The sequence below is a fragment of the Shewanella algidipiscicola genome (assembly GCF_003605125.1).
In the GTDB taxonomy this organism is placed as follows: Bacteria; Pseudomonadota; Gammaproteobacteria; order Enterobacterales; family Shewanellaceae; genus Shewanella; species Shewanella algidipiscicola.
Window position 1 is genome coordinate 1 of the sequence record NZ_QPQT01000023.1, and the last position, 24,699, is coordinate 24,699.

The following is a 24,699-nucleotide window of genomic DNA, read 5'->3' on the forward strand; positions in this document are numbered from 1 at the left end:
AACACTGATCTGCCCAATCGCGATGGATGAAGGTTTACGCTTCGCTATCCGTGAAGGTGGCCGTACAGTTGGTGCTGGTGTTGTAGCTAAGATCATTGCTTAATAGCAAAGTGTCTTAACACAATAATAAAAAAGGCAGCTTAGGCTGCCTTTTTTATTGGCTAGAATTTGATGAACACAAAGGCTAGCTTTCTTGATCGGAATAAGTATAATACTCGCCACTTTAGAGAGTTAGCAGCTATGTGGTGTTAATTCGCTCAATGGGGTTGATCTCTATGTGCAGATCAGTATAATGCTCCCTCTCGCCTTAACCATTAGGCGGGTAAATTGTCGGTTCTAGAAGCCGACGTAAAATAATACAGCGACTCCGATTTGGAGTCGAACGGTTAAATCATCTCGCTCTGCTTTTCCAGTAAGGAAGAAGCTAGAGGGTGATTTTTTATGTGTCCATTTTAGGAGCTCTGGTCAATGCAGAACCAAAGAATCCGTATCCGCTTAAAAGGATTTGATCATCGTCTGATCGATCAATCTACTGCGGAAATCGTTGAAACTGCTAAGCGCACAGGCGCCCAGGTACGTGGTCCAATTCCACTACCAACGCGCAAAGAGCGTTATACCGTTTTGATCTCTCCACACGTTAATAAAGATGCGCGTGATCAGTACGAACTTCGTACTCATAAGCGTCTTGTTGACATCGTAGAGCCGACTGAGAAGACTGTAGATGCGTTGATGCGTCTAGATCTTGCGGCAGGTGTTGACGTTCAAATTAGCTTAGGTTAATTGAGATCCTTAGAAGAGGTTTGAGAGATGGCTATCGGTCTTATCGGTCGTAAAGTAGGTATGACTCGCATCTTCACTGAAGATGGTGCGTCAATACCTGTAACAGTAATTGAAATTGCAGCTAACCGCGTTGCTCAAGTGAAAACTTTAGAAACAGACGGCTACCGTGCACTTCAAGTTACTACTGGTACCAAAAAAGCTAATCGCATCACTAAACCAGAAGCAGGTCACTTTGCTAAGGCTGGCGTTGAAGCCGGTCGTGGTTTGTGGGAAGTGCGTTTGGCAGATGGTGAAGGCGAAGGCATTGAAGTTGGTGCCGAGCTTAATGTTGATATCTTCGCTGACGTAGCGAAAGTTGATGTTACTGGTCAATCAAAAGGTAAAGGTTTCCAAGGCGGTATTAAGCGTTGGAATTTCCGTACCCAAGATGCAACACATGGTAACTCATTGGCACATAGAGCTAACGGTTCTATCGGTCAAAACCAAACACCTGGTCGCGTTTTCAAAGGTAAGAAAATGTCAGGCCACATGGGTGCCGAGCGTGTTACTACTCAAAATCTAGACGTTGTACGTGTAGATGTTGAACGTAACTTGCTATTGGTTAAGGGTGCAGTTCCAGGCGCTACTAATGGCGACCTGATCATCAAGCCTGCCGTTAAAGCTTAGGTCTGAGGAGATAGTAATGGAATTGGTATTGAAAGACGCACAGAGTGCTCTTGAAGTTTCCGAAACTACCTTCGGCCGTGACTTTAATGAAGCACTGGTTCATCAGGTAGTTGTAGCATACGCTGCAAACGCGCGTCAGGGCACTCGTGCTCAAAAGACTCGCGCAGAAGTAACTGGCTCTGGCAAAAAGCCATGGCGCCAAAAAGGTACTGGCCGCGCACGTGCTGGTACTGTTAAAGGCCCAATCTGGCGTGGCGGTGGCGTAACATTCGCTGCTAAAGCACAAGATCACAGCCAAAAAGTTAACAAGAAGATGTACCGCGGAGCGCTTAAGAGCATTCTGTCTGAATTAGTACGTCAAGATCGCCTTGTTGTCGTTGAGTCATTTGGTGTTGAAGCTCCTAAAACTAAAGAGCTGAAAGCTAAATTGGCAGAAATGAACCTGGAAGACGTTTTAATTGTTACTCCAGAAATTGACGAGAACTTGTTCTTAGCTGCACGCAACCTATACAAAGTTGACGTTCGTGACGTTGCTGGTATCGACCCAGTTAGCCTAATCGCGTTCAACAAAGTACTAGTTACTGCCGATGCTATTAAGCAAATCGAGGAGATGCTGGGATGATAAGCGAAGAACGTTTGCTAAAAGTTATTCTAGCGCCACACATCTCTGAAAAGAGTACTGTATGCGCTGAGAATAACAACACGGTCGTTTTCCGTGTGGCTATCGATGCGACTAAAGCTGAAGTTAAAGCTGCAGTAGCTAAGTTGTTCGAAGTTGAAGTAGATTCAGTTCGCACTTTGGTTAACAAAGGTAAAACTAAGCGTCATGGTGCCCGTACTGGCCGCCGTAGCGATTGGAAAAAAGCCTATGTGACTTTAGCTGCTGGTGCTGATATCGATTTCGTCGGCGCTGAGTAAGCAAAGGAGAATTATCATGGCAGTTATTAAGTGTAAGCCAACCTCTGCTGGTCGTCGCCACGTAGTTAAAGTGGTAAACAGCGATCTGCACAAGGGTAAACCTTTTGCTGGCTTGTTGGCGAAAAAGTCTAAAAGTGGTGGCCGTAACAATACTGGTCGTATCACTGTTCGTCACGTAGGTGGTGGACACAAGCAGCATTACCGTATTGTTGACTTTAAGCGCAACAAAGATGGTATTCCTGCAAAAGTTGAACGTTTGGAATATGATCCAAACCGTACAGCTAACATCGCACTTGTTTTGTATGCTGATGGTGAGCGTCGTTACATCCTTGCAGCTAAAGGCATGCAAGCTGGTGATAAGATCCAGTCTGGTATCGATGCAGAAATCAAAGCGGGTAACGCTTTGCCATTACGCAACATCCCAGTAGGTAGTGTTGTACACGCAGTTGAAATGAAGCCTGGTAAAGGTGCTCAAATCGCTCGTTCAGCAGGTACTTATGTACAAGTTGTAGCTCGTGATGGCGCTTACGCTACTCTACGTCTTCGCTCTGGCGAAATGCGTAAAGTACCTGTAGATTGCCGCGCGACACTAGGTGAAGTTGGTAATGCCGAACACATGCTACGCCAGTTAGGTAAAGCAGGTGCTAAGCGCTGGAGAGGCGTACGCCCAACAGTGCGTGGTGTTGCAATGAACCCTGTAGACCATCCACATGGTGGTGGTGAAGGCCGTACTTCTGGTGGCCGTCATCCGGTTTCTCCATGGGGTGTCCCAACTAAGGGTTATAAGACCCGTAGTAATAAACGCACCGACAAGTACATTGTACGTCGTCGTAACAAAAAGTAAGAGGATTCGCCATGCCACGTTCTCTCAAGAAAGGTCCATTCATTGACCTACACTTGCTGAAGAAGGTAGAGAAAGCGATGGAAGCGGGTGACAAAAAGCCTATTAAGACTTGGTCTCGCCGCTCTATGATCATCCCTAACATGATTGGGTTGACCATCGCTGTCCATAATGGTCGTCAGCACGTACCTGTGTTCGTAACTGACGAAATGATCGGCCACAAGCTTGGTGAATTTTCACCAACTCGCACTTATCGCGGCCATGCTGCTGATAAGAAAGCGAAGAAGCGTTAATACGGGAGACTCAAGATGGAAGTTTTAGCTAAACATCGTTTTGCCCGTACGTCGCCTCAAAAGTGTCGTTTGGTTGCAGATCAAATCCGTGGACTGCCTGTTGCTAAGGCTCTCGAAATTTTAACTTTCAGCCCAAAGAAAGCAGCTGTACTTGTTAAAAAAGTACTAGATTCTGCTATCGCTAATGCTGAGCACAACGAAGGTGCTGACATTGACGAGCTGAAAGTTGGAAAAGTCTTTGTAGACGAAGGTCCAACAATGAAGCGTATCATGCCACGTGCTAAAGGCCGTGCTGATCGTATAATCAAGCGTACCAGCCACATCACTGTGGTTGTATCAGATCGCTAGGAGTTAGCAATGGGACAGAAAGTACATCCTAATGGTATCCGTCTGGGTATCACTAAGCCTTGGATCTCGACTTGGTACGCTGATAAATCAGATTATGCCAATAACTTGAGCAGCGACTGGGAAGTGCGTAAGTTTCTAGAAAAGAAACTTAAGCAAGCCTCAGTTTCTAAGATTGTTATCGAGCGTCCAGCTAAGAGTGTTCGTGTTACTATTCACACTGCCCGTCCAGGTGTTGTGATTGGTAAGAAAGGCGAAGACGTTGAAAAATTGCGCAACGAAGTTGCCAAGTTGACTGGTATTCCAGCTCAAATCAACATCGCTGAGATCCGTAAGCCTGAGCTAGATGCGAAGCTTGTTGCCGAAGGCATCGCTTCACAGCTAGAGCGTCGTGTTATGTTCCGTCGTGCTATGAAGCGCGCAGTACAAAATGCAATGCGTCTTGGTGCCAAAGGTATCAAAGTTGAAGTGAGCGGCCGTCTAGGCGGTGCTGAGATTGCGCGTTCGGAGTGGTATCGTGAAGGTCGTGTGCCTCTACATACACTGCGTGCTGATATCGACTATTCTACTGCAGAAAGTCACACTCAATACGGTGTGATCGGCGTTAAAGTTTGGGTCTTCAAAGGTGAAGTCCTAGATGGCGTTGTTCCTGCGCACGAAGAGCCGAAACAGCAGCCGAAGCGTAAGCCTCGCGGTAAATAGGAGAGCTGGCAATGCTGCAACCAAAACGAATGAAGTTTCGTAAAATGTTCAAGGGCCGTAACCGCGGTCTAGCGAACGGCACTGAAGTAAGCTTCGGTGAATTCGGTCTGAAAGCTGTTGGACGTGGTCGTCTAACCGCACGTCAAATCGAATCTGCGCGTCGTGCTATGACACGTCACATTAAACGTCAAGGTCAAATTTGGATTCGCGTTTTCCCTGACAAACCAATTACCTCTAAGCCTCTTGAAGTGCGTATGGGTAAAGGTAAGGGTAACGTTGAATACTGGGTTTGCCAGATTCAACCTGGTAAGGTTCTTTACGAGATGAATGGTGTACCTGAAGCTCTAGCGCGTGAAGCGTTTGCTTTAGCTGCGGCCAAGCTTCCAATTAAGACTACCTTCGTAACTAAGACGGTGATGTAATGAAAGCGAGCGAACTAACACAGAAGAGCGTTGAAGAATTGAACGCTGAACTGCTTGGTCTGCTGCGTGAGCAGTTTAATCTGCGTATGCAACACGCCACTGGTCAGTTGACTCAAACTCATCAGCTTAAAATCGTGCGTCGTAACATTGCGCGCGTTAAGACCATTATTACTTCTAAGGCGGGTGCATAATGACTGATAAAATCCGTACTATGCAGGGTCGAGTAATTAGCAACAAGATGGATAAGTCTATCACTGTCGCTATTGAACGTATGGTTAAGCATCCTTTATACGGGAAGTTTATCAAGCGTACTACTAAGATTCATGCACATGACGAAACAAATCAGTGTAATGCTGGCGATATCGTGACTATTCGCGAATGCCGTCCGCTGTCTAAGACTAAGTCTTGGACTCTGGTTGAAGTAGTAACGAAAGCCTAATTTATTTAGGTATTAGTGAAACGGCTCCTTCAACTGGGGCCGTTTTTATTTTTAGTACTATCTATTCCTATTTTTGGGTGTTATACTTGCGCGCCTTTTTAGACAATAATGTCGTCTAGATTGGTTAAAATATGCCCCAAATGTGGGATTTGTGAAGTAACGATAGCGGAGCACTTAAAATGATCCAAATGCAATCGACTCTAGAAGTCGCCTGTAATAGCGGCGCTCGTAGAGTTCAGTGTATTAAGGTCTTGGGTGGCTCTCATCGTCGTTATGCCGGTATCGGCGACGTCATCAAAGTTTCTGTAAAAGAAGCAATTCCTCGCGGTAAAGCGAAGAAAGGTGATGTGTATAACGCGGTGGTAGTCCGTACTAAGAAAGGCGTTCGTCGTCCAGATGGTTCTGTCATTCGCTTCGATCGGAATGCAGCGGTATTGCTTAACGCAAACCTAGCACCGATTGGTACTCGTATCTTTGGACCAGTGACGCGTGAATTGCGTACCGAACAATTTATGAAAATTGTTTCTCTGGCACCAGAAGTACTGTAAGGAGCTTCAAAATGGCAGCTAAAATCCGTCGTGAAGACGAAGTAATTGTACTAGCAGGTAAAGACAAGGGTAAACGCGGTAAGGTTTCTCGAGTTTTGCCAACTGGTAAATTAATTGTAGAAGGCATCAATCTTATCAAGAAGCACCAGAAGCCTAACCCACAAATGGGTGTGACTGGTGGTATTGTTGAGAAAGAAGCACCAATACAAGCATCAAATGTAGCGATTTTCAACTCTGCCACTGGCAAAGCTGATCGCGTTGGTTTCCGATTTGAAGACGGCCAAAAAGTCCGTTTCTTTAAGTCGAACAGTGAACTCGTTAAGTAATTGGAGTAAACGATGGCGAAACTGCATGATAAATATAAAGAGACTGTTGTCGCTGAGCTTGCAAAGAAGTTCGGTTATACCAGTGTCATGCAAGTCCCTCGGATTGAGAAAATCACCCTCAATATGGGTGTTGGCGAAGCTGTAGCAGATAAGAAAGTTATGGAGCATGCGCTTCGTGACATGACTGCTATTGCTGGTCAAAAGCCAGTAGTAACTGTTGCTCGTAAATCAGTTGCTGGTTTTAAAATCCGTGATGGCTACCCGATCGGCTGTAAGGTAACTCTGCGTGGCGAACGCATGTGGGAGTTCCTTGAGCGTTTAGTTGATATCGCAATCCCGCGTATCCGTGACTTCCGTGGTTTGAGCGCTAAGTCGTTCGACGGACGCGGTAACTACGCGATGGGTGTACGTGAGCAAATTATCTTCCCGGAAATCGAGTACGATAAAATCGATAAAATCCGTGGTATGGATATTGTTATCACTACTACTGCGAAGAATGACGAAGAAGGCCGTGCTTTACTAGACGCCTTTAACTTCCCATTCAAGAAATAAGGGTAGCGAAATGGCAAAAAGTTCAATGAAAGCACGTGAAGCAAAACGTGCCAAGCTCGTGGCTAAGTATGCTGAACAGCGTCTAGCTCTTAAGGCTATCATTAGCAGTCCAACTACTTCTGATGAAGATCGTTGGGATGCAGTTCTTAAGCTGCAAGGCCTACCACGTGACTCAAGTTCTGCGCGTCAGCGCAATCGTTGTAGTCAAACTGGTCGCCCACATGGTTTCCTACGCAAATTCGGCTTAAGCCGTATTAAATTGCGTGAAGCTACCATGCGTGGTGAAGTTCCTGGCCTGCGTAAGGCCAGCTGGTAATACTTGTCACGGAGTAAGCTAATATGAGCATGCAAGATCCAATTGCGGATATGTTAACTCGCATTCGTAACGGCCAAGCTGCTAACAAAGTATCAGTATCTATGCCTTCTAATAAGCTAAAAGTTGCTATTGCACAGACGCTTAAAGAAGAAGGTTATATTGCTGACTACGCCGTAGCAGGCGAAGCTAAGCCGGTTTTAGAAATCACTTTAAAGTATTTCCAAGGCCAACCAGTCGTTGAGACTATCCAGCGCGTAAGTCGTCCTGGTCTTCGTATTTACAAAGGTAAAAACGAACTTCCAAAGGTGATGGGCGGACTGGGTGTCGCAATCGTGTCCACTTCTAAAGGTTTGATGACTGATCGTACTGCCCGCCAAAATGGCATGGGTGGGGAAGTTATCTGCTACGTAGCATAAGGAGCTAGCAATGTCTCGTGTCGCAAAAGCACCAGTCGCTATTCCTGCAGGCGTAGAAGTGACTTTAAACGAACAAACTATCACCGTAAAAGGTGCTAAAGGTAGTTTGACTCGAGTAATTAACGCTGATGTTTCTGTTGTTGTAGAAAACAATGAAGTTAAGTGTTCACCAGTTGAAGGCGCTAAAACCGCTGCACAAGCTGGTACTGCTCGAGCTCTAATCAACAACATGGTTGTTGGTGTTCACGAAGGATTCGAAAGAAAATTGACTCTAGTAGGTGTTGGTTACCGTGCAAAAATTGCTGGTAACGGTATCGACTTGACTCTAGGTTTCTCTCACCCTCTAGTACACCAGCTTCCTGACGGCGTAACTGCAGAGTGCCCAAGTCAAACTGAAATCGTACTGAAAGGTACTGATAAGCAGTTGATTGGCCAAGTTGCTGCAGAGATTCGTGGCTACCGTCCACCAGAACCTTATAAAGGTAAAGGTGTTCGTTATGCTGATGAACAAGTACGCCGTAAAGAGGCTAAGAAGAAGTAGGTAACGCGATATGGATAAGAAAACATCTCGCTTACGCCGCGCTACTCGCGCCCGTAAGAAGATCCAAGAGCTGGGCGTTAACCGTCTGGTTGTACATCGTACACCACGTCACACGTACGCACAGGTTATTGATGCCAACGCGCAAGTTGTGGCGGCAGCTTCTACTGCTGAGAAAGCGGTATCAGAGCAGCTTAAATACACAGGTAACGTTGATGCAGCAAAAGTAGTGGGTAAAACCGTTGCAGAGCGTGCTATCGAAAAAGGCGTAACTGTAGTTGCATTCGATCGTTCCGGCTTTAAGTATCACGGACGCGTAGCTGCATTAGCAGACGCTGCTCGTGAAGCTGGCCTCCAGTTCTAAGGAATGATTTAAAATGGCTAAATTTGAAGCTCAACAAAAAGACGATCTGCAAGAGAAGTTAGTTGCAGTAAATCGTGTTTCTAAAGTAGTTAAAGGCGGACGTATCTTTAGCTTCACTGCACTAACTGTAGTGGGTGATGGTAACGGTAAAGTCGGCTATGGCTATGGTAAAGCGCGTGAAGTACCTGCAGCAATTCAGAAAGCAATGGAAAAGGCTCGCCGTAACATTGTTTCTGTTGAACTTGTAAATGGTACTTTGCACCACCCTGTTAAGGGCCGTCACACTGGTTCGCGTGTTTACATGCAACCAGCCTCTGAAGGTACTGGTATTATTGCCGGTGGTGCTATGCGCGCCGTATTGGAAGTAGCAGGCGTTCATAACGTTCTGTCAAAAGCATACGGTTCTACTAACCCGATCAACATCGTTCGCGCAACTGTAGATGCGTTGGTGCACATGAAGTCACCAGCTCAAATCGCAGCCAAGCGTGGCCTGAATGTTGATGAAATTCGAGGTTAAGCACCATGGCTACTAAAACTTTAAAAGTGACTCAGACTAAAAGTTCTATTGGACGTTTGCCAAAGCATCGTGCCACTTTAACTGGTCTAGGTCTACGCCGTATTAATCACACTGTTGAAGTTGAAGATACTCCTTCAATTCGCGGTATGATTAACAAGGTTTACTACATGGTTTCGGTGGAGGAAGTATAAGATGCGTCTAAATACTCTATCACCTGCTGCAGGTGCTAAATCAGCAGCTAAGCGTGTAGGTCGCGGTATCGGTTCTGGCTTAGGTAAGACTGCTGGTCGCGGTCACAAAGGTCAGAAGTCTCGTTCAGGCGGCGGCGTTCGCGTCGGTTTCGAAGGTGGTCAAATGCCACTTAAGATTCGTTTGCCGAAGTTTGGTTTTACCTCGCGTAAAGCGTTGGTATCTGCCGAAATTCGTATCAGCGAACTAGCTAAAGTTAACGGTGATGTTGTCGACTTGAATGCACTGAAAGATGCGAATCTCGTTACTCGCAACATACAGTTTGCTAAAGTCGTTCTTTCAGGTACCATTGAACGCCCTGTGACCGTTAAAGGTCTTAAGGTAACTAAAGGTGCTCGTGCAGCTATTGAAGCTGCCGGCGGAAAGATCGAGGAATAATACGTCGATGGCAAAACCAGGACTTGATTTAAAAAGCGCGAAAGGTGGATTTTCTGAATTGAAGACTCGCCTCCTGTTCGTGATTGGTGCGATTATCGTCTTTAGGGCCGGTTCGTTCGTACCAATTCCTGGTATTGACGCAGCTGTATTAGCAGAGCTGTTTAATCAGCAGAAGGGGACCATCCTAGGCATGTTTAACATGTTCTCTGGTGGTGCCCTTGAACGTGCTTCTATCTTTGCATTAGGTATCATGCCGTATATTTCGGCATCGATTATCATGCAACTATTGACCGTCGTACATCCAGCACTTGCCGAACTGAAAAAGGAAGGCGAATCTGGGCGTAAGAAGATTAGTCAATATACACGATATGGAACACTGGTCTTGGGTACATTCCAAGCAATCGGTATCGCAACTGGTTTACCAAACTTAGTCCCAGGTTTAGTTTTAAACCTCGGCTTAAGTTTTTACTTCGTTGCTGTGGTGAGTCTAGTAACAGGAACTATGTTCCTTATGTGGCTAGGTGAACAAATTACCGAGAGAGGCATAGGTAACGGTATCTCGATTCTGATTTTCGCAGGTATTGTTGCTGGTCTACCATCTGCTATCGGCCAAACGGCTGAGCAGGCGCGTCAAGGCGACTTGAACGTACTAGTATTATTGTTGATTGCGGTAATTGTATTTGCTGTAACCTATTTTGTTGTGTTTGTTGAGCGTGGACAGCGTCGAATCGTTGTTAACTATGCTAAGCGTCAGCAGGGCCGTAAGGTATTTGCTGCGCAGAGCACTCACTTACCGCTTAAGGTTAATATGGCGGGTGTGATTCCCCCAATTTTTGCGTCAAGCATCATCTTGTTTCCAGGCACACTGGCTCAGTGGTTTGGACAAAATGAAGGTTTATCTTGGTTGAGTGACTTTTCACTCGCAGTATCGCCAGGCCAACCGCTTTACTCATTATTGTACGCAACAGCAATCATCTTCTTCTGTTTCTTTTATACTGCGTTGGTATTTAACCCACGTGAAACAGCAGACAACTTGAAGAAGAGTGGTGCGTTTATTCCCGGGATCCGTCCTGGAGAACAGACTTCGCGTTATATAGATAAAGTAATGACTCGCTTAACATTAGCTGGCGCTTTATACATTACCTTTATCTGTTTAATTCCGGAGTTCATGTTAATCGCGTGGAAGGTGCAGTTCTATTTTGGCGGTACCTCACTACTAATTATGGTAGTCGTGATCATGGACTTCATGGCTCAGGTTCAGACCCATATGATGTCTCATCAATATGAGTCTGTGATGAAGAAAGCTAACCTAGTTAACAAAGCGAACTTAGATCGCTTTGGACGCTAAGTAGCTTTACGGAGTGATGAAATGAAAGTTCGAGCTTCCGTGAAGAAGATCTGCCGTAACTGCAAGATCGTCAAGCGTAGCGGCGTTGTACGCGTTATCTGTGTTGAACCAAAACACAAACAGCGTCAAGGCTAAAAACTTTTGACCAGCTCAATAGTTGAGCTGGTCAAAATATTATTTGCAAAATTGTCATCTGTCGAGTATCCTACCGGGCTTTTCACAGATGGCCTTTAACTTATGAGGAGTGCATAGTGGCCCGTATCGCTGGCATTAACATTCCTGATCAAAAGCATACAGTCATTGCATTGACTGCTATCTATGGTATTGGACTTACTCGCGCACAAAAAATCTGCGCGGCTACTTCAATTGCTGAAGATGCTAAGATCAAGGAATTGAGCGAAGCTCAAATAGACACACTACGCGAAGAAGTTGCTAAATACATTGTAGAAGGTGACTTACGTCGTGAAGTATCCATGAGCATCAAGCGTCTAATGGACCTTGGTTGTTATCGTGGTCTTCGCCACCGTCGTAGCCTGCCCCTTCGTGGGCAACGTACTAAGACCAATGCGCGTACGCGTAAAGGTCCACGTAAGCCAATTAGAAAGTAACGGGAAGGTAAACCAATATGGCTAAAGTTCCGTCACGTTCAACGCGCAAGCGCGTACGTAAACAGGTTGCTGATGGCATGGCTCATATCCATGCATCTTTCAACAACACAATTATTACCATTACAGATCGTCAAGGTAATGCACTATCTTGGGCAACTTCTGGTGGTTCAGGTTTCCGTGGTTCACGTAAATCTACCCCATTCGCTGCACAGGTTGCTGCTGAGCGCGCAGGTGTTGCTGCTCAGGACTACGGTGTTAAAAACCTTGAAGTTTTTGTGAAGGGTCCAGGTCCAGGTCGTGAATCAGCTATTCGAGCGCTGAACGCGGTTGGTTATAAAATAACCAACATTACCGATGTGACGCCGATCCCTCATAATGGTTGTCGTCCTCCTAAGAAACGTCGCGTTTAATCGCCCGTTTTTAATAGGATAGTTGGAGAAAGAACATGGCAAGATACTTGGGTCCAAAGCTCAAGCTCAGCCGCCGAGAAGGTACTGACCTTTTCTTAAAAAGCGGTGTGAGAGCAATTGATTCGAAGTGTAAGCTTGAAGCTGCACCTGGACAACACGGCGCTCGTAAAGCTCGTTTGTCTGAGTATGGCGTTCAGTTACGCGAAAAACAAAAAGTTCGTCGTACTTATGGTGTGCTTGAAAAGCAATTCCGTAACTACTACAAAGATGCTGCACGTATAAAAGGCAACACTGGTGAAAACCTATTGACCCTTTTGGAAACTCGTTTAGATAACGTCGTTTATCGCATGGGTTTCGGTGCTACACGTGCTGAATCACGTCAGCTAGTTAGCCATAAGTCAATTATGGTCAACGGCCGCGTTGTTAACATTCCATCATTTAAAGTGTCTGCGAATGATGTAATTAGCGTTCGTGAGAAGTCTCAAAAGCAAGCTCGTATTAAAGCTGCTTTAGAAGTTGCTGCTCAGCGCGAAAAGCCAACATGGGTTGAAGTAGATACTACTAAGATGGAAGGTGCTTTTAAGCGTCTACCTGAGCGTAGCGATTTATCTGCGGAAATTAACGAACAGCTGATCGTCGAGCTTTACTCTAAGTAAGGCTAATAAACAAGAGAGGACACAATGCAGGGTTCTGTTACAGAATTTCTTAAACCGCGTCTCGTTGATATCGAGCAGGTTAACCCAACACGTGCCAAGGTTACACTAGAACCGCTTGAACGTGGTTTTGGTCACACTTTAGGTAACGCGTTGCGTCGTATCCTATTGTCGTCTATGCCCGGCTGCGCGGTTACCGAAGTCGAGATTGATGGTGTACTGCACGAATACAGCAGCAAGGAAGGCGTACAAGAGGATATCCTTGAAATCTTGCTTAACCTTAAAGGTTTGGCAGTGGTTATCGAGGGTAAAGACGAGGCTATGCTTACTTTAAGCAAGTCAGGCGCAGGCCCTGTTACCGCAGCAGATATCACGCACGATGGTGATGTTACTATTATGAATCCTGATCATGTTATCTGTCATTTGACTGGTAATAACGATATCAGCATGCGTATCCGCGTTGAGCGTGGTCGTGGTTATGTTCCGGCTTCGGCTAGAGCACAAACTGAAGACGATGATCGCCCAATTGGTCGTTTGTTAGTGGATTCATCTTTCTCACCTGTCGCGCGTATTGCTTACAATGTTGAAGCAGCACGTGTTGAACAGCGTACTGACTTAGACAAACTCGTTATCGATATGACCACAAACGGTACTATTGATCCTGAGGAAGCAATTCGTCGTTCAGCGACTATTCTGGCCGAACAGCTAGATGCGTTTGTTGAATTGCGAGATGTGACTGAGCCGGAACAGAAAGAAGAGAAACCAGAGTTCGACCCAATTCTGTTGCGTCCTGTCGACGATCTAGAGCTAACTGTACGTTCGGCTAACTGTTTGAAAGCCGAAGCGATTCATTACATCGGAGATCTGGTACAGCGTACTGAGGTTGAGCTACTTAAAACACCTAACTTGGGTAAGAAATCTCTTACCGAAATTAAGGATGTGTTGGCTTCTCGCGGACTTTCATTAGGTATGCGTCTAGAAAACTGGCCTCCAGCTAGTTTAGCAGACGACCTATAAGTCTACGTTTGTACAGATTTAGGTAATAAGGATTAGGTCATGCGCCATCGTAAGAGTGGTCGTCAACTAAACCGTAACAGCAGTCATCGCCAAGCTATGTTCCGTAACATGGCAAGCTCTTTAGTCCGTCACGAAGTGATCAAGACTACTGTTGCTAAAGCGAAAGAACTGCGTCGCGTAGTTGAACCTCTAATAACACTTGCTAAGAGTGATAGCGTTGCAAATCGTCGTTTGGCGTTTGCTCGTACTCGCGACGCTGAAGTCGTAGGTAAGTTATTTAATGAGTTGGGTCCACGCTACCAGGAACGTCCTGGTGGTTATACCCGTATCCTAAAGTGCGGTCTGCGTACTGGTGATAAAGCGCCTATGGCGTATATTGAACTAGTAGGTCGTCCTGAAGCTGCTGAAGCTGTTGAAGATACAGCTGAGTAATACTAGGATTAATTGTTAAAAAGCCGGGCTCTGCCCGGCTTTTTTTATGTCTTAATTTTATGCGCTCACGATATTTTGTATTCAAATAGATGCCTGAAGAGAGCAGTTAAACTTTATACATTGTGAGTAGCTTTTAGTGAGCAGAGTAGGGCTTATCGTGGAGAGCGTAGTATTATTCGAAAGTTTATAGTATTTTATTACATTGATAATAACCACTCGATGACAAACTTAGGCTCCCAGTTTGACTCAAGAGTTAATCAATATAACCCGCTATAGAGTGGTAATTTAAGCTTATAGAATTGCTTAACGTTTTATCATGCTAAACAGAGGCGACGATTAGTTTTGAATTTAAAGTAATATTAAAAATACACCTATAGGTAGGCATGAGTTGCATTTATTGGGCATAAATCACTCAACCCAATGGGTTTCAGCATCAATGTCTTTTGGTAAGGTTATATGCCATTTATTCACGCCATAACGACTAAACATAAATTGCCCTTTTCGATCGCTTACATAAGGTAATGAACTAGGTAGTGCTCCAAGTAATATCTGTGCAATCAGCTTACTTGCGAGTTTTCCGTGCTGATAGCCATCCAATACATAGCCTCCAATATTGGCTTCTTTGCTGACATTGAAATCCCAAAAACCAAAATGGGGAACAGGTGAGTATTTGGCTGTCCATTTGAGTATCGCCTGTGGATCACTATGGTTAGTAAACTCATCTGTTAAGGTGTGGTATAGCGCGATAAACAGCCCATCATAACCATCAGTTTTAGCTTTAATGATAGTCTCCTTCCAATCTTTTTCACTCGTGATCAGTTTAAAGTCTAATTGTATCTTACCTATATGAGTCGTTTCATTATTACGAATTAGCGGGGTAAAAGCGGCAATAGATGTTGGACTTGCATCTGAAAGGATGAGCAGTTTTTTGTTTTGTTTATTGGGTAAGATAAAGTCTATTAGTAATAATGAGCGTTTGAACAATGGCCGTTCTAAAACGCCAGTGAAGTTTCTATAGTCTTGCAGTTGATGATCCCTAGGGTTTGTATTTAATCCAAGAAATACAACAGGCGTCTCGGTTCTACTTAAACGCCTGCTGAGTAATGCAATTGCATTATCATCAGCAAGTACGACCAAATCAGGTTTATTCGCTATATATGCTTCCCATGCGGCTTCTGCAAGCCTTGAATAGTGAGAGTAGGGTAGTCGTTTAGAGTTTAGGTAAACATGGGTGATATGCTCGTTTGGCTTGAGTTGTTCTTCAAGGCCTAGGCTGTAACTTGCAGTCCATGGATTATCACTGTGATAACTGTGGATTATCATTATGTTTGCAGCGTTGAGTGGGAGACTTAAGATGTAGATGAGTAATAAGAGAATGCTGCGCATGTATAATATCCTTATTGAAATGCCTACTATAGTTATAGTCTCTCTTATGCTTGAGGAATAGTGGTAATAAAAAAGGCCTCGATAGAGGCCTTTAATAATGAACTTATTTAGTAACTGGCTTTCTGCTCGCTGCCATACTCAAGCTTTTCATGAGTCTGGCCCATTGCTTCGGCGACTTCGGGTGGCATGTAGTTCTCATCATGCTTAGCTAACACCTCGGTTGCCTCAAGTTTACCATTCTCAATTAATACGCCTTGAGCAACGATACCTTGCCCTTCACGGAAGAGGTCTGGTAGAAGATCGTCATACGTGACAATGACTTCCCCCCCGAGCGAGTCATGTACCGCAAATTCGACATGTAAGCTGTTAGGGTCGCGGATCATTGAGCCGACAGTAACCATGCCGCCGACACGAATACGTTGGCCAACTTTGGGTTTTACTCCTGTATCTTTTTTACCCTGCACAATTTCGGTAGGGGTATAAAACAGGTTTAGGTTCGAATTCAACGCATATAATAGTAGCGAGGCAATGGCGGCAACTCCTCCGATTAAAGCGGTTGCAAGGGCAAGTCTCTTTTTACGTCTGGCGTTCACTATTGATTACTCCGGTTTGCTTTGAGGCGCTCTTCACGTTGCATTTTCTTTGATATTTCAATGAGTATCTTACGTTTTTGACGCACACTGAAAAAAATCAAGGTTGCTAACGAAAAGACCGTTATCCCATAAGATAGCCATACATAAAAAGCATAGCCACCCATATTTAAAAAATCTGTTAATGAATCGAATTGCATTATTTGACTCCTTCAGCTTTAGCGAGTTCCCGAACCCATGGGCGCATCCCATTTCTGGCCAAGATTTCTGCCCTAAAACGAACTAAAGTAATCGCACCTATCATTAAGCCGAACCCAAAGATATTTATCAGCAGAGGGTAAAGCATCTCAGGCGCCATTGAAGACTTCTCGGTAATCTTGATTGTTGCTGGTTGATGTAATGAGTTCCACCATTCAACTGAGTACTTGATGATTGGGATATTAATTACACCAACGATGGCTAAGATTCCTGCTGCTCGAGCTGCTAGTACTTTATCTTCGAATGACGCATACAGTGAGATGACACCCAAATAAAGGAAGAGCAGTACTAACTCAGATGTTAACCTCGCATCCCATACCCACCATGTTCCCCACATAGGCTTACCCCATGCCGCGCCGGTGATTAATGCGATAAAGGTGACAACTGCGCCGATAGGTGCAATTGCCGCCGCAGCCCAATCGGCCGATTTGATCTGCCATACCAAACCGATAAAGGCTGATGTCGCCATGGCCATATAGGCTGACATCGACATGGATGCAGCGGGTACGTGGATAAAGATAATGCGGTAACTATCACCTTGTTGGTAATCTACTGGGGCAAAGAGTAGTCCCCAAACTGATCCGACACCAATAAAAGCTATCGCTAACGTGGCAAACCAAGGCAGTAGTGTGCCTGAGAGGTTATATGCACGTTGAGGATCTGCATATGAATGTAGCCATTTCCACATATTAGTTAGTACTCACTCTTAGTGAAGCACCTATTGCAAAAGGTGCTAAAATTAACGAACCGACCAACATCGCGCCAATAATCGCGAGATGGCCGCTATAGGGTAGGTTTAATCCTGCAGCATCGATTGCGCTGGTCGCGAAAATCAATACTGGAATATATAACGGCAAAATCAACAAGCTTAATAATACGCCCCCTTTACGCAATCCAACGGTCAATGCAACTCCGATTGCGCCAAGCAAACTGAGCACTGGGGTTCCTAGGGCTAGGGTTGCCATAAGCGCGCCATAGCTATTGTCTTCAAGGTGTAATAATACCGCTAGTAATGGTGCGACTAAAATTAAGGGGACGCCAGTTAATATCCAATGAGCTAATACTTTAGCTAATACCATTAGTGACAATGGCTGTGGACTTAACAACATCTGCTCAAGGCTACCGTCGACAAAGTCAGCTTTAAAAAGACGCTCTAATGACAGCATCGATGCGAGTAATGCGGCGACCCAGATTATCCCAGGTGCTACTCGCGATAATACTTGTGGTTCAGGACCAATACCAAGCGGAAATAGGGTGACTACTAGGATAAAAAATAGCAGTGGATTAAAAATATCGCCCTTGTGCCTAATGGCAATCTGTAGATCGCGCTTGAGTAGGGTATAAAACGCTTGGGTAAAACTAATGCCTTTGTTCATCTACTGCACCTCATATAAAGCGGTAATCGAGGCGGATTTTTCGCAAGATATCATCACCTATAATACCCATATCTTGATGGGTCGTCATGATGACGCACCCCCCGTTTTCGGCATGACGCAAAAATAGGTGTTCCAACTCTTCAACGCCTTTCTTATCGATGGCAGTAAATGGTTCATCGAGTAGCCATACTTTACAGTTGGTATGCCATAGCCTGGCTAATGCTGTTCTTCTATGTTGGCCTGCAGAAAGATGCCCTGCAAGCGCTTCTTCAAACCCTGATAAATTGACTTTTGCTAATATGTCATTGGTATTGAAATCATCATACCCACTGATTCTTAAATTAAAGTTAAGGTTTTCTTCTGCAGTTAATTCACTCTTAACGCCTGCTAAATGGCCTAGATAGAGTAGGTCATCGTTATATTCGTCACGGCAGCGTGTAATATCTTCGCCTTTATAGCGAGTTTCTCCAGCATAGGGACGGGACAAACCAGCGAGTATGCGCAATAGACTCGTTTTACCGGCACCATTAGGCCCCTCAATCTGGACTATTTCACCAGCTTGGATGTGAAAACTTAACTCATCAAATAAGATTCGCTCTTCTCGAATGCACGTTAAGCTGTCGGCTGATACCAGTGTTGTTGCTGTTTTTTCTTCTACCACTGAACCCTCTATCTCAAGCCATATGTCAACTTAAACGATATTAACATACTCCCCCTAATGGGGTTTAGTATTGGTTACTTTTTAGTGTCAGCAATTTGATATGCTTCCAAAAAGTGAAACCTTTTAATACCGAGTGTTGAACTTTTTCAACTTTTGCTAATGTAGCAGTCAAGTTTGGTAGTTGTGGTAGTTGAATGCTTCAAATTCCGATACTAGTCACAAAAAGATGAGATTTGTTGAAGTTTGATGTATCCTTGTGGCGCTAAAATAAGTCTACCCAACATACCGTCAGGGTGGCATTGAGCTTTGTTAATATTTGCATTAGGAACTCTGAACATGAAAAAACTGTTAGCATTGTCAGCAGTGGCTGCATTGACCTTGTCTGTAAACGTATTTGCGCAAGACGGTGAAGCTGTTTATAACAAGGCATGTCAAGTATGCCACAGCATGGGTGTCGCTGGCGCACCAAAATCGCACGATGCTGCTGCATGGGAGCCTCGCTTAGCTAAAGGTATGGATGCTTTACTGGGTAGCGTTAAAGGTGGTCTAAACGCAATGCCACCAGGTGGTATGTGTACAGATTGTACCGACGAAGATTACAAGAATGCTATTGAGTTCATGTCTAAGTAATTTTTCGTGAATAAAAAACCGGCTTAAAGCCGGTTTTTTTGTGCTCAAAATTCACTTCCGTGGCCCATTTAGTCAATGTAGTCCACAAAAAAAGCCGACCCGCGGGTCGGCTTTTTTTGTTTTGGCTAGGTTATTGGACTTGAGTGTCTAACACTAGTGTCGCGGTCGAGCCTACGGCTACAATCTCTAAGCGCCCTTGAATATCGCCAGGTTGTGCTTTAACTGAGCCATGCTTGGACAGTACAGCGATAATCTCAACATTATTTACGTCACTTAACTTGATATCGCCACCCATACCTGTACTGTCATCTAAGGTGACAGTCATAGGGAGTGATTTTGCTGATATCTTAGTCGCGGCAAGTGGTACCTTAGGGCCTTCGATATTGCGAGCGAAGATAAACAACATATCACTGCTTTTTACTTGGGCTTGTAATTCTGGAGCAATTGAAACATCGACGTTAATAGTTTTACCAATGCCTGCTTGCTGATGTGTGGTATCGTTTGGCATTTCGCCAGTTTCAGCTTGCATTCTCATTTTGGCACTATCGATGGCGTTGATTATGGCACCACGATCAACATCGCTACGTTCGCTATCGAGAATGGTTTGCCAGGCTTCGATAGATTTAGCGTAATTAGCGTTGAAGAAAGCATCCATTCCGACCAACAACAAGGTCGAAGGATCTTGTGGGTCTAAAGTTAAAGCTTGATCGATGAGAGCCTGAACTTGTGGCGTCATACGCTGATCAGCCTTGTAGTAAAGTGCTGTCGCTTTAGGGCCGAGTAATTCAGCGTGGGTTCCGACAAGCTCCATAGCCTTATCGAATGCTTTAACTGCATCATCATAGCGGCTGGCACTAATATAAGTATGTCCTAAACTAAAGAGTAATTGACTATTGTCTGGCTCGGCTTTTAATTGAGCCTCCATCATGCTGATACGTTGAGCCATAATTTGGCTTGCATCCATTCCGGCATGTGGATTAGCTGGCTCGGCGCGATCGAGGTTGGCGTATGCTCCCAAGTTGCTATACATGTAACCAGAGATGCCCAATACCATGACGGACATCAAAACTGGCCATAACAGGCCTTTAGGCTTGGTTTGATCAACTAGAGATTCATCTTCACCTTGCTTCATATCTTGCAGTAAGCTGATTTCAAGTTCTTTCTTAAGTGCGTCGAATTCGGCTTGATCGAGTAATTCGTCGTTGAGTTCTTTTTCTAGTGTTGCGAGTCGATTATTAAAGAGGTCGAGGTTCGTTTCGTTGCGAACACCTAACTCAGCCGCCTGCAGCATTTTTCGCTGACGGAAGTGAGGAAACCAAATCAGCGCTAGGCTGACTAATACAAAAAGCGCAATAAAAATCCAGAGAGTGGTCATTATTTCATTTTCACATTAGTTGCAGGAGAGCGGGAATACCGCAGGATTAGGGACTAGATTATACGGAAAGATTATTCATTGAACAGTAATATAAGCCATTAAATGACTTTAAAAAGCGATACTTTTGCACTGGTTCACAGTTCGATTTTATTTTAAATAATTACGTGAAACTTAAGTTTCAGACAAGGGTCAGACATTAAAATCTGTCAGTTTTTAACAGAGTCACTTAGCGAGTCTCGGTGGGTAAGAATGAGACTGGTCACCCATAATTGGTCGAAAGAAGCAGACAGATACAATAGCAAATACTAAAATGACTCAAAATTTGTACCTTGAGTAGTGTGAATTGCAAACTCTCGTGAATCAGTAAAGCGCTGGCTTAACTGATGACTATATAGGACTGAGGAAAACCCATGATCCCTGAATTAGGACACTTTTCGTTGATAATAGGTTTGGCTTTTGCCTTTCTATTAGCCAGCGTACCTTTAATCGGTGTTGCCCGTAAAGATCAATACCTTGTACGATATGCTTGGCCATTAAGCTATGGCATGTTCTTCTTTATTTTTCTCTCTGTTATCGTGCTAGGCTATAGCTTTGCCGTCGATGATTTCTCTGTTGCCTATGTAGCTCACCACTCCAATTCTCAGTTGCCTATTTTCTTTAAGATAGCTGCCGTATGGGGCGGGCATGAAGGGTCATTACTGTTCTGGGTATTTGCTTTATCAGTGTGGACCGCGGCCGTGGCGCTTTTCAGTAAAGGGTTAGAAGAGGTGTTCACCGCTAGAGTGTTAGCGATCTTGGCTATGATCGTTATTGGCTTTAGTTTGTTCATGTTATTGACTTCGAGTCCTTTCGAGCGTCTGTTCCCTACGCCAATGGAAGGGCGCGATCTTAACCCTATGTTGCAAGACGTTGGATTAATCTTCCATCCGCCTATGCTTTATTTAGGATATGTGGGCTTCTCTGTAAGCTTTGCATTTGCGATCGCGGCATTAATGGGTGGGCGTCTTGATTCTGCTTGGGCGCGCTGGAGTCGTCCTTGGACATTGGCCGCATGGATTTTCCTTACTGGTGGTATTTCATTGGGTTCATGGTGGGCTTACTATGAACTCGGCTGGGGTGGTTGGTGGTTCTGGGATCCGGTTGAGAACGCTTCATTTATGCCTTGGTTGATTGGTACTGCATTACTGCATTCGGTTATCGTTACCGAAAAACGTGCCACATTCCGTAACTGGACCGTGTTACTGTCTATTTTTGCATTTTCATTAAGCTTGCTAGGTACCTTTATTGTACGTTCAGGTGTGTTGACATCTGTACACTCGTTTGCCGCCGATCCCGGTCGCGGTATGTTTATTCTGCTGCTACTTGGTTTAGCTATCGGTGGCTCGCTAACCCTCTTTGCTTTCCGTGCGAGTGATATGAAGAGCCCTGCACGTTTTGAGTTAATGTCAAAAGAAACCATGCTTCTGGTGTGTAATATTCTGTTGACTGTGGCTTGCGGTACCGTATTGCTTGGTACCTTATACCCACTGCTGATTGATGCGCTAAATATGGGTAAGATCTCGGTAGGCCCACCATATTTCAACGCAGTGTTTGTACCCATAGTCCTTGTGCTGTTTGTGTTTATGGGGATTGGTCCCAATATTCGTTGGAAACGTGCTAAATCGGGTGAGCTTAGTCGTAAATTAGTTGTACCGGCAATCGTTGCCGCCATTGTAGGTATTGCAGCACCTTTCTTAGTCGATGGTAAATTTAATATCTGGGTCACTCTAGGTATAGGTATTGCGACTTGGGTTGTACTGGCTACATTACGAGCTGCCTACGACATTGTTAATGGTAAAGATGGCGTTAGTCTTGCGCGCATGGGACGCAGCCAACTGGGCATGGTCATAGCTCACTTTGGTATTGCGGTCTCTATTATCGGTGCGACTATGGTTTCGAACTATTCTATCGAAAAGAGTGTGCGCATGGGACCTGGTGTTACCCAGGAGCTGGCTGGCTACAGTTTCCATTACGTTGAAACTAAAAATGTCGTGGGGCCTAACTATACTGCCCAGCAGGGTCAGGTCGAGGTGAGTAAAGATGGTGAGTTTATCACCCTGCTTAAACCTGATCGTCGTCAATATAACGTCCGTACTATGGATATGACCGAGGCGGGTATCGATTGGGGTCTGTTCCGTGATTTATATATCACTATGGGCGATCCAATTAGTCGTACTGAGTTTGCTGTACGTTTGAACTATAAACCATTTGTGCGTTGGTTATGGTTTGGCAGTATCTTCATGATGGTTGGCGGTGTCTTTGCCGCTTCAGATAAGCGATATCGTAAAGTCAAAGTAAACGAAACAACCAAAGAAAAAGCTAAAGAAGATTTAGCAACGGCATAACTTGAATTGGGGCAAGTATGAAAAACAGGTTAGTACTATTTATTCCGTTGGTATTATTTTTGGTGATGGGGGTATTCCTTTATAAAGGACTATTCCTTAATCCTCAGCAGCTCGATTCGGCTCTTGAAGGAAAGCCAATCCCGGCTTTCCAGCTAGAACGTCTAGAGAATGCGAACGAAATCATTACCAATGAGAGCTTAAAAGGCCAGGTGTCATTACTCAATGTATGGGCGACATGGTGCCCATCTTGTAAGTATGAGCATCCGCATCTAATGCGGTTAGCAAGACAAAACATCTTGCCTATCTATGGTATTAACTATCGTGACGAACGACCTTTAGCGATCCGCGAACTTAGCCGCGAAGGAGACCCCTATACCATGAACATTTTCGACCATGACGGTCGTCTAGGTTTAGATCTTGGGGTCTATGGTGCACCAGAAAGCTATTTAGTCGATCACAATGGTATCATTCGTTACCGCTACGCTGGCCCGATCGACATGCGCGTTTGGAACGAAACACTTTATCCAATGATCCAAGAGCTACAAGCTCAAGCTAGAGCAGAGGGGGCTTCTTAATGAAAACCTTTATCGCTTTAATTAGTGCATTATTGCTATCAATAAGCGTATTAGGCTCTGCGGTGGCAACACCAGTCGACACCTATGAGTTTAAATCTGTTGATAATCAAAAGCGTGCACTTGAGTTAGCGCATTCACTGCGTTGTCCACAGTGTCAAAATCAGAACTTAATCGATTCAAACTCACCAGTTGCACAAGATTTACGTCTAGAAGTGTATCAAATGGTTGATGCAGGCAAGGCGGATGAAGAGATCATTAACTTCATGACCAGTCGATATGGTGAATTTGTCTTATATAAGCCTAAGATGGAAGCCAAGACCTATGCCTTATGGCTTGGTCCTATTGGCCTATTGCTGATTGGTTTATTAATTGGTTTTATCTTTGTTCGTAAACAACGTATATCAGGTGCTGTAGAGCAAGAGATAAGCGCTGAAGATCAAGCGGAACTAGATAAACTACTTAAGCGAGCATCAAAATGAGTAAGTCCTTTGCTGCTGCGCTTGTGGGTTTGTTATCAGTGACACTATTGTTTACTGCAAATGTACAAGCTTACCCTGGGATGCAGCAACAGGCACAAGGGCAAGTTCAATCGAGTGTCGATCGTATCAACGTGTTGCCTAAGTCTTATCCAATCGATGTGGTTGCCTTCTCAGATCGGAATGGTACAGCAATCGATTTTAGTCAATATCGCGGTCAAGTCATCATGGTCAACATGTGGGCAACTTGGTGCCCACCATGTGTGAGAGAGTTGCCAGCACTCGATCGTTTTAAAACTAAGTTCGATCAAAGTAAGTTTACTGTATTACCCATCTCTATTGATATCGATGGTACCGCTAAGGTTGAACCTTTCTTAAAGTCATTGGATATGGAAGGATTTAAAACCTACTATGATCCTCAACAGGCATTAAGTGAAGTGTTCCCCTTAGATACAATACCCGCCACCTTTATCCTCAATGGTAAAGGTGAGCTTATTGCGTTCGTTAGAACCTTTGTAGATTGGGACGATGCTAAAGCGGTAGAGTTGATTAATAGCTTTATCGAACAAGAGAGCACTAAATAGCTCTAAAACAGCCAATTTGATGTGAATTTAAACAGAAAAGATCGCATTTGCCTAAAAGATCGGCATGCGATCTTTTTTATTGTAAAAAGCCCTTGCGCCCATCTGAGAACTGCCTATAATGCGCATCCACTGACACGGCACAGCAGGCTAACTATCTAGGTAGTACGGGACTTGCAGCTAAGTCAGCCTCTCTTTTAACAAAGAGAGGCGAGTTAAACTCTTCGGAGATTTGATTCAGGTGATAAGCGCTTTTTAAGGGCTTCGATTGATGACTTCTGCTTAAGAAATCATCGCTTGGAAAACTTCTTAAAATAAGCACTTGACGC

Annotated in this window: 41 protein-coding genes; 34 read left to right on the forward strand and 7 right to left on the reverse strand. The window is 44.5% G+C overall.

The features are described from left to right. The 29 genes from DVO77_RS18535 to rplQ form a co-directional block, all read left to right on the forward strand. A partial coding sequence (locus DVO77_RS18535) for an EF-Tu C-terminal domain-related protein (RefSeq protein ID WP_162924224.1) occupies window positions 1-103 on the forward strand: 103 nt, incomplete at its 5' end. Window positions 104-468: 365 nt separating this feature from the next. After that, a complete protein-coding gene (gene rpsJ / locus DVO77_RS18540; RefSeq protein WP_011070616.1) occupies window positions 469-780 on the forward strand; it encodes a 30S ribosomal protein S10 in 312 nt (103 codons plus the stop codon). A 27-nt stretch (window positions 781-807) separates the two neighbouring features. Continuing rightward, on the forward strand, window positions 808-1,446 hold the full coding sequence (gene rplC / locus DVO77_RS18545) for a 50S ribosomal protein L3 (RefSeq protein ID WP_110456984.1): 639 nt from the start codon (window positions 808-810) through the stop codon (window positions 1,444-1,446). 16 nt (window positions 1,447-1,462) lie between these two features. Continuing rightward, window positions 1,463-2,068 (forward strand): 50S ribosomal protein L4, encoded by a 606-nt coding sequence (rplD, locus tag DVO77_RS18550; RefSeq protein WP_110456983.1) that lies wholly within the window; start codon window positions 1,463-1,465, stop codon window positions 2,066-2,068. After that, window positions 2,065-2,364, forward strand: coding sequence for a 50S ribosomal protein L23 (gene rplW / locus DVO77_RS18555; protein WP_011863968.1), 300 nt, complete (start codon window positions 2,065-2,067; stop codon window positions 2,362-2,364). The genes rplD and rplW overlap by 4 nt, the downstream gene beginning before the upstream one ends. Before the next feature lie 16 nt (window positions 2,365-2,380). Next, window positions 2,381-3,208, forward strand: coding sequence for a 50S ribosomal protein L2 (gene rplB, locus DVO77_RS18560; protein ID WP_028764679.1), 828 nt, complete (start codon window positions 2,381-2,383; stop codon window positions 3,206-3,208). A gap of 11 nt (window positions 3,209-3,219) precedes the next feature. Then, window positions 3,220-3,498, forward strand: coding sequence for a 30S ribosomal protein S19 (gene rpsS, locus DVO77_RS18565; protein WP_006083596.1), 279 nt, complete (start codon window positions 3,220-3,222; stop codon window positions 3,496-3,498). Window positions 3,499-3,513: 15 nt separating this feature from the next. Then, window positions 3,514-3,846 carry a 50S ribosomal protein L22 gene (gene rplV / locus DVO77_RS18570; protein WP_011863971.1) on the forward strand — a complete coding sequence of 111 codons (333 nt, stop codon included), beginning with the start codon at window positions 3,514-3,516 and terminating at the stop codon, window positions 3,844-3,846. 9 nt (window positions 3,847-3,855) lie between these two features. Beyond that, a complete protein-coding gene (gene rpsC / locus DVO77_RS18575; protein ID WP_110456982.1) occupies window positions 3,856-4,545 on the forward strand; it encodes a 30S ribosomal protein S3 in 690 nt (229 codons plus the stop codon). Window positions 4,546-4,556: 11 nt separating this feature from the next. After that, the gene (rplP, locus tag DVO77_RS18580; RefSeq protein ID WP_110456981.1) at window positions 4,557-4,967 is read left to right on the forward strand and encodes a 50S ribosomal protein L16; all 411 of its coding nucleotides are present in this window, start codon (window positions 4,557-4,559) and stop codon (window positions 4,965-4,967) included. After that, window positions 4,967-5,158, forward strand: coding sequence for a 50S ribosomal protein L29 (gene rpmC, locus DVO77_RS18585; protein ID WP_011863974.1), 192 nt, complete (start codon window positions 4,967-4,969; stop codon window positions 5,156-5,158). The genes rplP and rpmC overlap by 1 nt, the downstream gene beginning before the upstream one ends. Next, the gene (gene rpsQ, locus DVO77_RS18590) at window positions 5,158-5,406 is read left to right on the forward strand and encodes a 30S ribosomal protein S17 (RefSeq protein ID WP_110456980.1); all 249 of its coding nucleotides are present in this window, start codon (window positions 5,158-5,160) and stop codon (window positions 5,404-5,406) included. Before rpmC ends, rpsQ begins: the two co-directional genes overlap by 1 nt. A 179-nt stretch (window positions 5,407-5,585) precedes the next feature. After that, entirely contained in the window at window positions 5,586-5,954 is a 369-nt protein-coding gene (gene rplN / locus DVO77_RS18595) for a 50S ribosomal protein L14 (protein ID WP_011863976.1), read from the forward strand. An 11-nt stretch (window positions 5,955-5,965) separates the two neighbouring features. Beyond that, window positions 5,966-6,280: a 50S ribosomal protein L24 gene (rplX, locus tag DVO77_RS18600; RefSeq protein WP_110456979.1), complete on the forward strand. Its 315-nt coding sequence runs from the start codon at window positions 5,966-5,968 to the stop codon at window positions 6,278-6,280. 12 nt (window positions 6,281-6,292) lie between these two features. Further along, entirely contained in the window at window positions 6,293-6,832 is a 540-nt protein-coding gene (rplE, locus tag DVO77_RS18605; protein WP_110456978.1) for a 50S ribosomal protein L5, read from the forward strand. 10 nt (window positions 6,833-6,842) lie between these two features. After that, window positions 6,843-7,148, forward strand: coding sequence for a 30S ribosomal protein S14 (gene rpsN, locus DVO77_RS18610; RefSeq protein ID WP_110456977.1), 306 nt, complete (start codon window positions 6,843-6,845; stop codon window positions 7,146-7,148). Window positions 7,149-7,171: 23 nt separating this feature from the next. Next, on the forward strand, window positions 7,172-7,564 hold the full coding sequence (gene rpsH / locus DVO77_RS18615) for a 30S ribosomal protein S8 (protein ID WP_110456976.1): 393 nt from the start codon (window positions 7,172-7,174) through the stop codon (window positions 7,562-7,564). 10 nt (window positions 7,565-7,574) lie between these two features. After that, window positions 7,575-8,105 (forward strand): 50S ribosomal protein L6, encoded by a 531-nt coding sequence (gene rplF / locus DVO77_RS18620; protein WP_110456975.1) that lies wholly within the window; start codon window positions 7,575-7,577, stop codon window positions 8,103-8,105. A gap of 10 nt (window positions 8,106-8,115) precedes the next feature. Continuing rightward, entirely contained in the window at window positions 8,116-8,466 is a 351-nt protein-coding gene (rplR, locus tag DVO77_RS18625) for a 50S ribosomal protein L18 (RefSeq protein ID WP_028764670.1), read from the forward strand. Between the two features lie 13 nt (window positions 8,467-8,479). Continuing rightward, window positions 8,480-8,983 (forward strand): 30S ribosomal protein S5, encoded by a 504-nt coding sequence (gene rpsE, locus DVO77_RS18630; RefSeq protein ID WP_110456974.1) that lies wholly within the window; start codon window positions 8,480-8,482, stop codon window positions 8,981-8,983. A gap of 5 nt (window positions 8,984-8,988) precedes the next feature. Continuing rightward, window positions 8,989-9,174 (forward strand): 50S ribosomal protein L30, encoded by a 186-nt coding sequence (gene rpmD / locus DVO77_RS18635; RefSeq protein ID WP_028764668.1) that lies wholly within the window; start codon window positions 8,989-8,991, stop codon window positions 9,172-9,174. 1 nt (window position 9,175) lies between these two features. After that, window positions 9,176-9,610, forward strand: coding sequence for a 50S ribosomal protein L15 (gene rplO, locus DVO77_RS18640; protein WP_110456973.1), 435 nt, complete (start codon window positions 9,176-9,178; stop codon window positions 9,608-9,610). Window positions 9,611-9,617: 7 nt separating this feature from the next. Next, entirely contained in the window at window positions 9,618-10,958 is a 1,341-nt protein-coding gene (secY, locus tag DVO77_RS18645) for a preprotein translocase subunit SecY (RefSeq protein WP_119979384.1), read from the forward strand. Window positions 10,959-10,979: 21 nt separating this feature from the next. Beyond that, window positions 10,980-11,093, forward strand: a complete 114-nt coding sequence (rpmJ, locus tag DVO77_RS18650; RefSeq protein ID WP_006083579.1) for a 50S ribosomal protein L36 — start codon at window positions 10,980-10,982, stop codon at window positions 11,091-11,093. 116 nt (window positions 11,094-11,209) lie between these two features. Then, window positions 11,210-11,566, forward strand: a complete 357-nt coding sequence (gene rpsM, locus DVO77_RS18655; protein WP_110456971.1) for a 30S ribosomal protein S13 — start codon at window positions 11,210-11,212, stop codon at window positions 11,564-11,566. A 17-nt stretch (window positions 11,567-11,583) separates the two neighbouring features. Continuing rightward, window positions 11,584-11,976, forward strand: coding sequence for a 30S ribosomal protein S11 (gene rpsK / locus DVO77_RS18660; RefSeq protein ID WP_011863988.1), 393 nt, complete (start codon window positions 11,584-11,586; stop codon window positions 11,974-11,976). Between the two features lie 35 nt (window positions 11,977-12,011). Then, window positions 12,012-12,632 carry a 30S ribosomal protein S4 gene (rpsD, locus tag DVO77_RS18665; RefSeq protein ID WP_110456970.1) on the forward strand — a complete coding sequence of 207 codons (621 nt, stop codon included), beginning with the start codon at window positions 12,012-12,014 and terminating at the stop codon, window positions 12,630-12,632. A 24-nt stretch (window positions 12,633-12,656) separates the two neighbouring features. After that, a complete protein-coding gene (locus DVO77_RS18670) occupies window positions 12,657-13,646 on the forward strand; it encodes a DNA-directed RNA polymerase subunit alpha (protein ID WP_011863990.1) in 990 nt (329 codons plus the stop codon). Between the two features lie 39 nt (window positions 13,647-13,685). Next, window positions 13,686-14,078 (forward strand): 50S ribosomal protein L17, encoded by a 393-nt coding sequence (gene rplQ / locus DVO77_RS18675; RefSeq protein WP_110456969.1) that lies wholly within the window; start codon window positions 13,686-13,688, stop codon window positions 14,076-14,078. 408 nt (window positions 14,079-14,486) lie between these two features. Here the strand turns inward: rplQ and DVO77_RS18680 are convergent, their stop codons facing one another. The 6 genes from DVO77_RS18680 to ccmA all read right to left on the reverse strand — a co-directional run bounded on the left by DVO77_RS18680 (window position 14,487) and on the right by ccmA (window position 18,349). Then, on the reverse strand, window positions 14,487-15,464 hold the full coding sequence (locus DVO77_RS18680; protein WP_119979386.1) for an ABC transporter substrate-binding protein: 978 nt from the start codon (window positions 15,462-15,464) through the stop codon (window positions 14,487-14,489). A gap of 107 nt (window positions 15,465-15,571) precedes the next feature. Next, a complete protein-coding gene (gene ccmE, locus DVO77_RS18685) occupies window positions 15,572-16,057 on the reverse strand; it encodes a cytochrome c maturation protein CcmE (RefSeq protein WP_119979388.1) in 486 nt (161 codons plus the stop codon). Continuing rightward, entirely contained in the window at window positions 16,057-16,254 is a 198-nt protein-coding gene (ccmD, locus tag DVO77_RS18690; RefSeq protein WP_110456966.1) for a heme exporter protein CcmD, read from the reverse strand. Before ccmD ends, ccmE begins: the two co-directional genes overlap by 1 nt. Then, the gene (locus tag DVO77_RS18695; RefSeq protein ID WP_110456965.1) at window positions 16,254-17,000 is read right to left on the reverse strand and encodes a heme ABC transporter permease; all 747 of its coding nucleotides are present in this window, start codon (window positions 16,998-17,000) and stop codon (window positions 16,254-16,256) included. The genes ccmD and DVO77_RS18695 overlap by 1 nt, the downstream gene beginning before the upstream one ends. 1 nt (window position 17,001) lies before the next feature. Beyond that, on the reverse strand, window positions 17,002-17,688 hold the full coding sequence (ccmB, locus tag DVO77_RS18700; protein ID WP_110456964.1) for a heme exporter protein CcmB: 687 nt from the start codon (window positions 17,686-17,688) through the stop codon (window positions 17,002-17,004). Window positions 17,689-17,698: 10 nt separating this feature from the next. After that, complete coding sequence (gene ccmA, locus DVO77_RS18705) at window positions 17,699-18,349, reverse strand: cytochrome c biogenesis heme-transporting ATPase CcmA (RefSeq protein WP_110456963.1); 651 nt, start codon at window positions 18,347-18,349, stop codon at window positions 17,699-17,701. A gap of 336 nt (window positions 18,350-18,685) precedes the next feature. Between ccmA and DVO77_RS18710 the strand changes: the two genes are divergently transcribed. Further along, on the forward strand, window positions 18,686-18,979 hold the full coding sequence (locus tag DVO77_RS18710; RefSeq protein ID WP_110456962.1) for a c-type cytochrome: 294 nt from the start codon (window positions 18,686-18,688) through the stop codon (window positions 18,977-18,979). Between the two features lie 130 nt (window positions 18,980-19,109). Here the strand turns inward: DVO77_RS18710 and ccmI are convergent, their stop codons facing one another. After that, window positions 19,110-20,354 carry a c-type cytochrome biogenesis protein CcmI gene (gene ccmI, locus DVO77_RS18715; protein ID WP_110456961.1) on the reverse strand — a complete coding sequence of 415 codons (1,245 nt, stop codon included), beginning with the start codon at window positions 20,352-20,354 and terminating at the stop codon, window positions 19,110-19,112. Window positions 20,355-20,764: 410 nt separating this feature from the next. Between ccmI and DVO77_RS18720 the strand changes: the two genes are divergently transcribed. From DVO77_RS18720 to DVO77_RS18735, 4 genes are read left to right on the forward strand one after another with little or no spacing between them, the layout of a single operon-like run. Beyond that, window positions 20,765-22,738 carry a heme lyase CcmF/NrfE family subunit gene (locus DVO77_RS18720; protein ID WP_110456960.1) on the forward strand — a complete coding sequence of 658 codons (1,974 nt, stop codon included), beginning with the start codon at window positions 20,765-20,767 and terminating at the stop codon, window positions 22,736-22,738. Between the two features lie 17 nt (window positions 22,739-22,755). Beyond that, a complete protein-coding gene (locus tag DVO77_RS18725) occupies window positions 22,756-23,313 on the forward strand; it encodes a DsbE family thiol:disulfide interchange protein (RefSeq protein ID WP_110456959.1) in 558 nt (185 codons plus the stop codon). Beyond that, window positions 23,313-23,792: a heme lyase NrfEFG subunit NrfF gene (gene nrfF / locus DVO77_RS18730; RefSeq protein WP_110456958.1), complete on the forward strand. Its 480-nt coding sequence runs from the start codon at window positions 23,313-23,315 to the stop codon at window positions 23,790-23,792. The genes DVO77_RS18725 and nrfF overlap by 1 nt, the downstream gene beginning before the upstream one ends. After that, complete coding sequence (locus DVO77_RS18735; RefSeq protein WP_119979389.1) at window positions 23,789-24,373, forward strand: TlpA disulfide reductase family protein; 585 nt, start codon at window positions 23,789-23,791, stop codon at window positions 24,371-24,373. The genes nrfF and DVO77_RS18735 overlap by 4 nt, the downstream gene beginning before the upstream one ends. Window positions 24,374-24,699 lie beyond the last annotated feature (326 nt).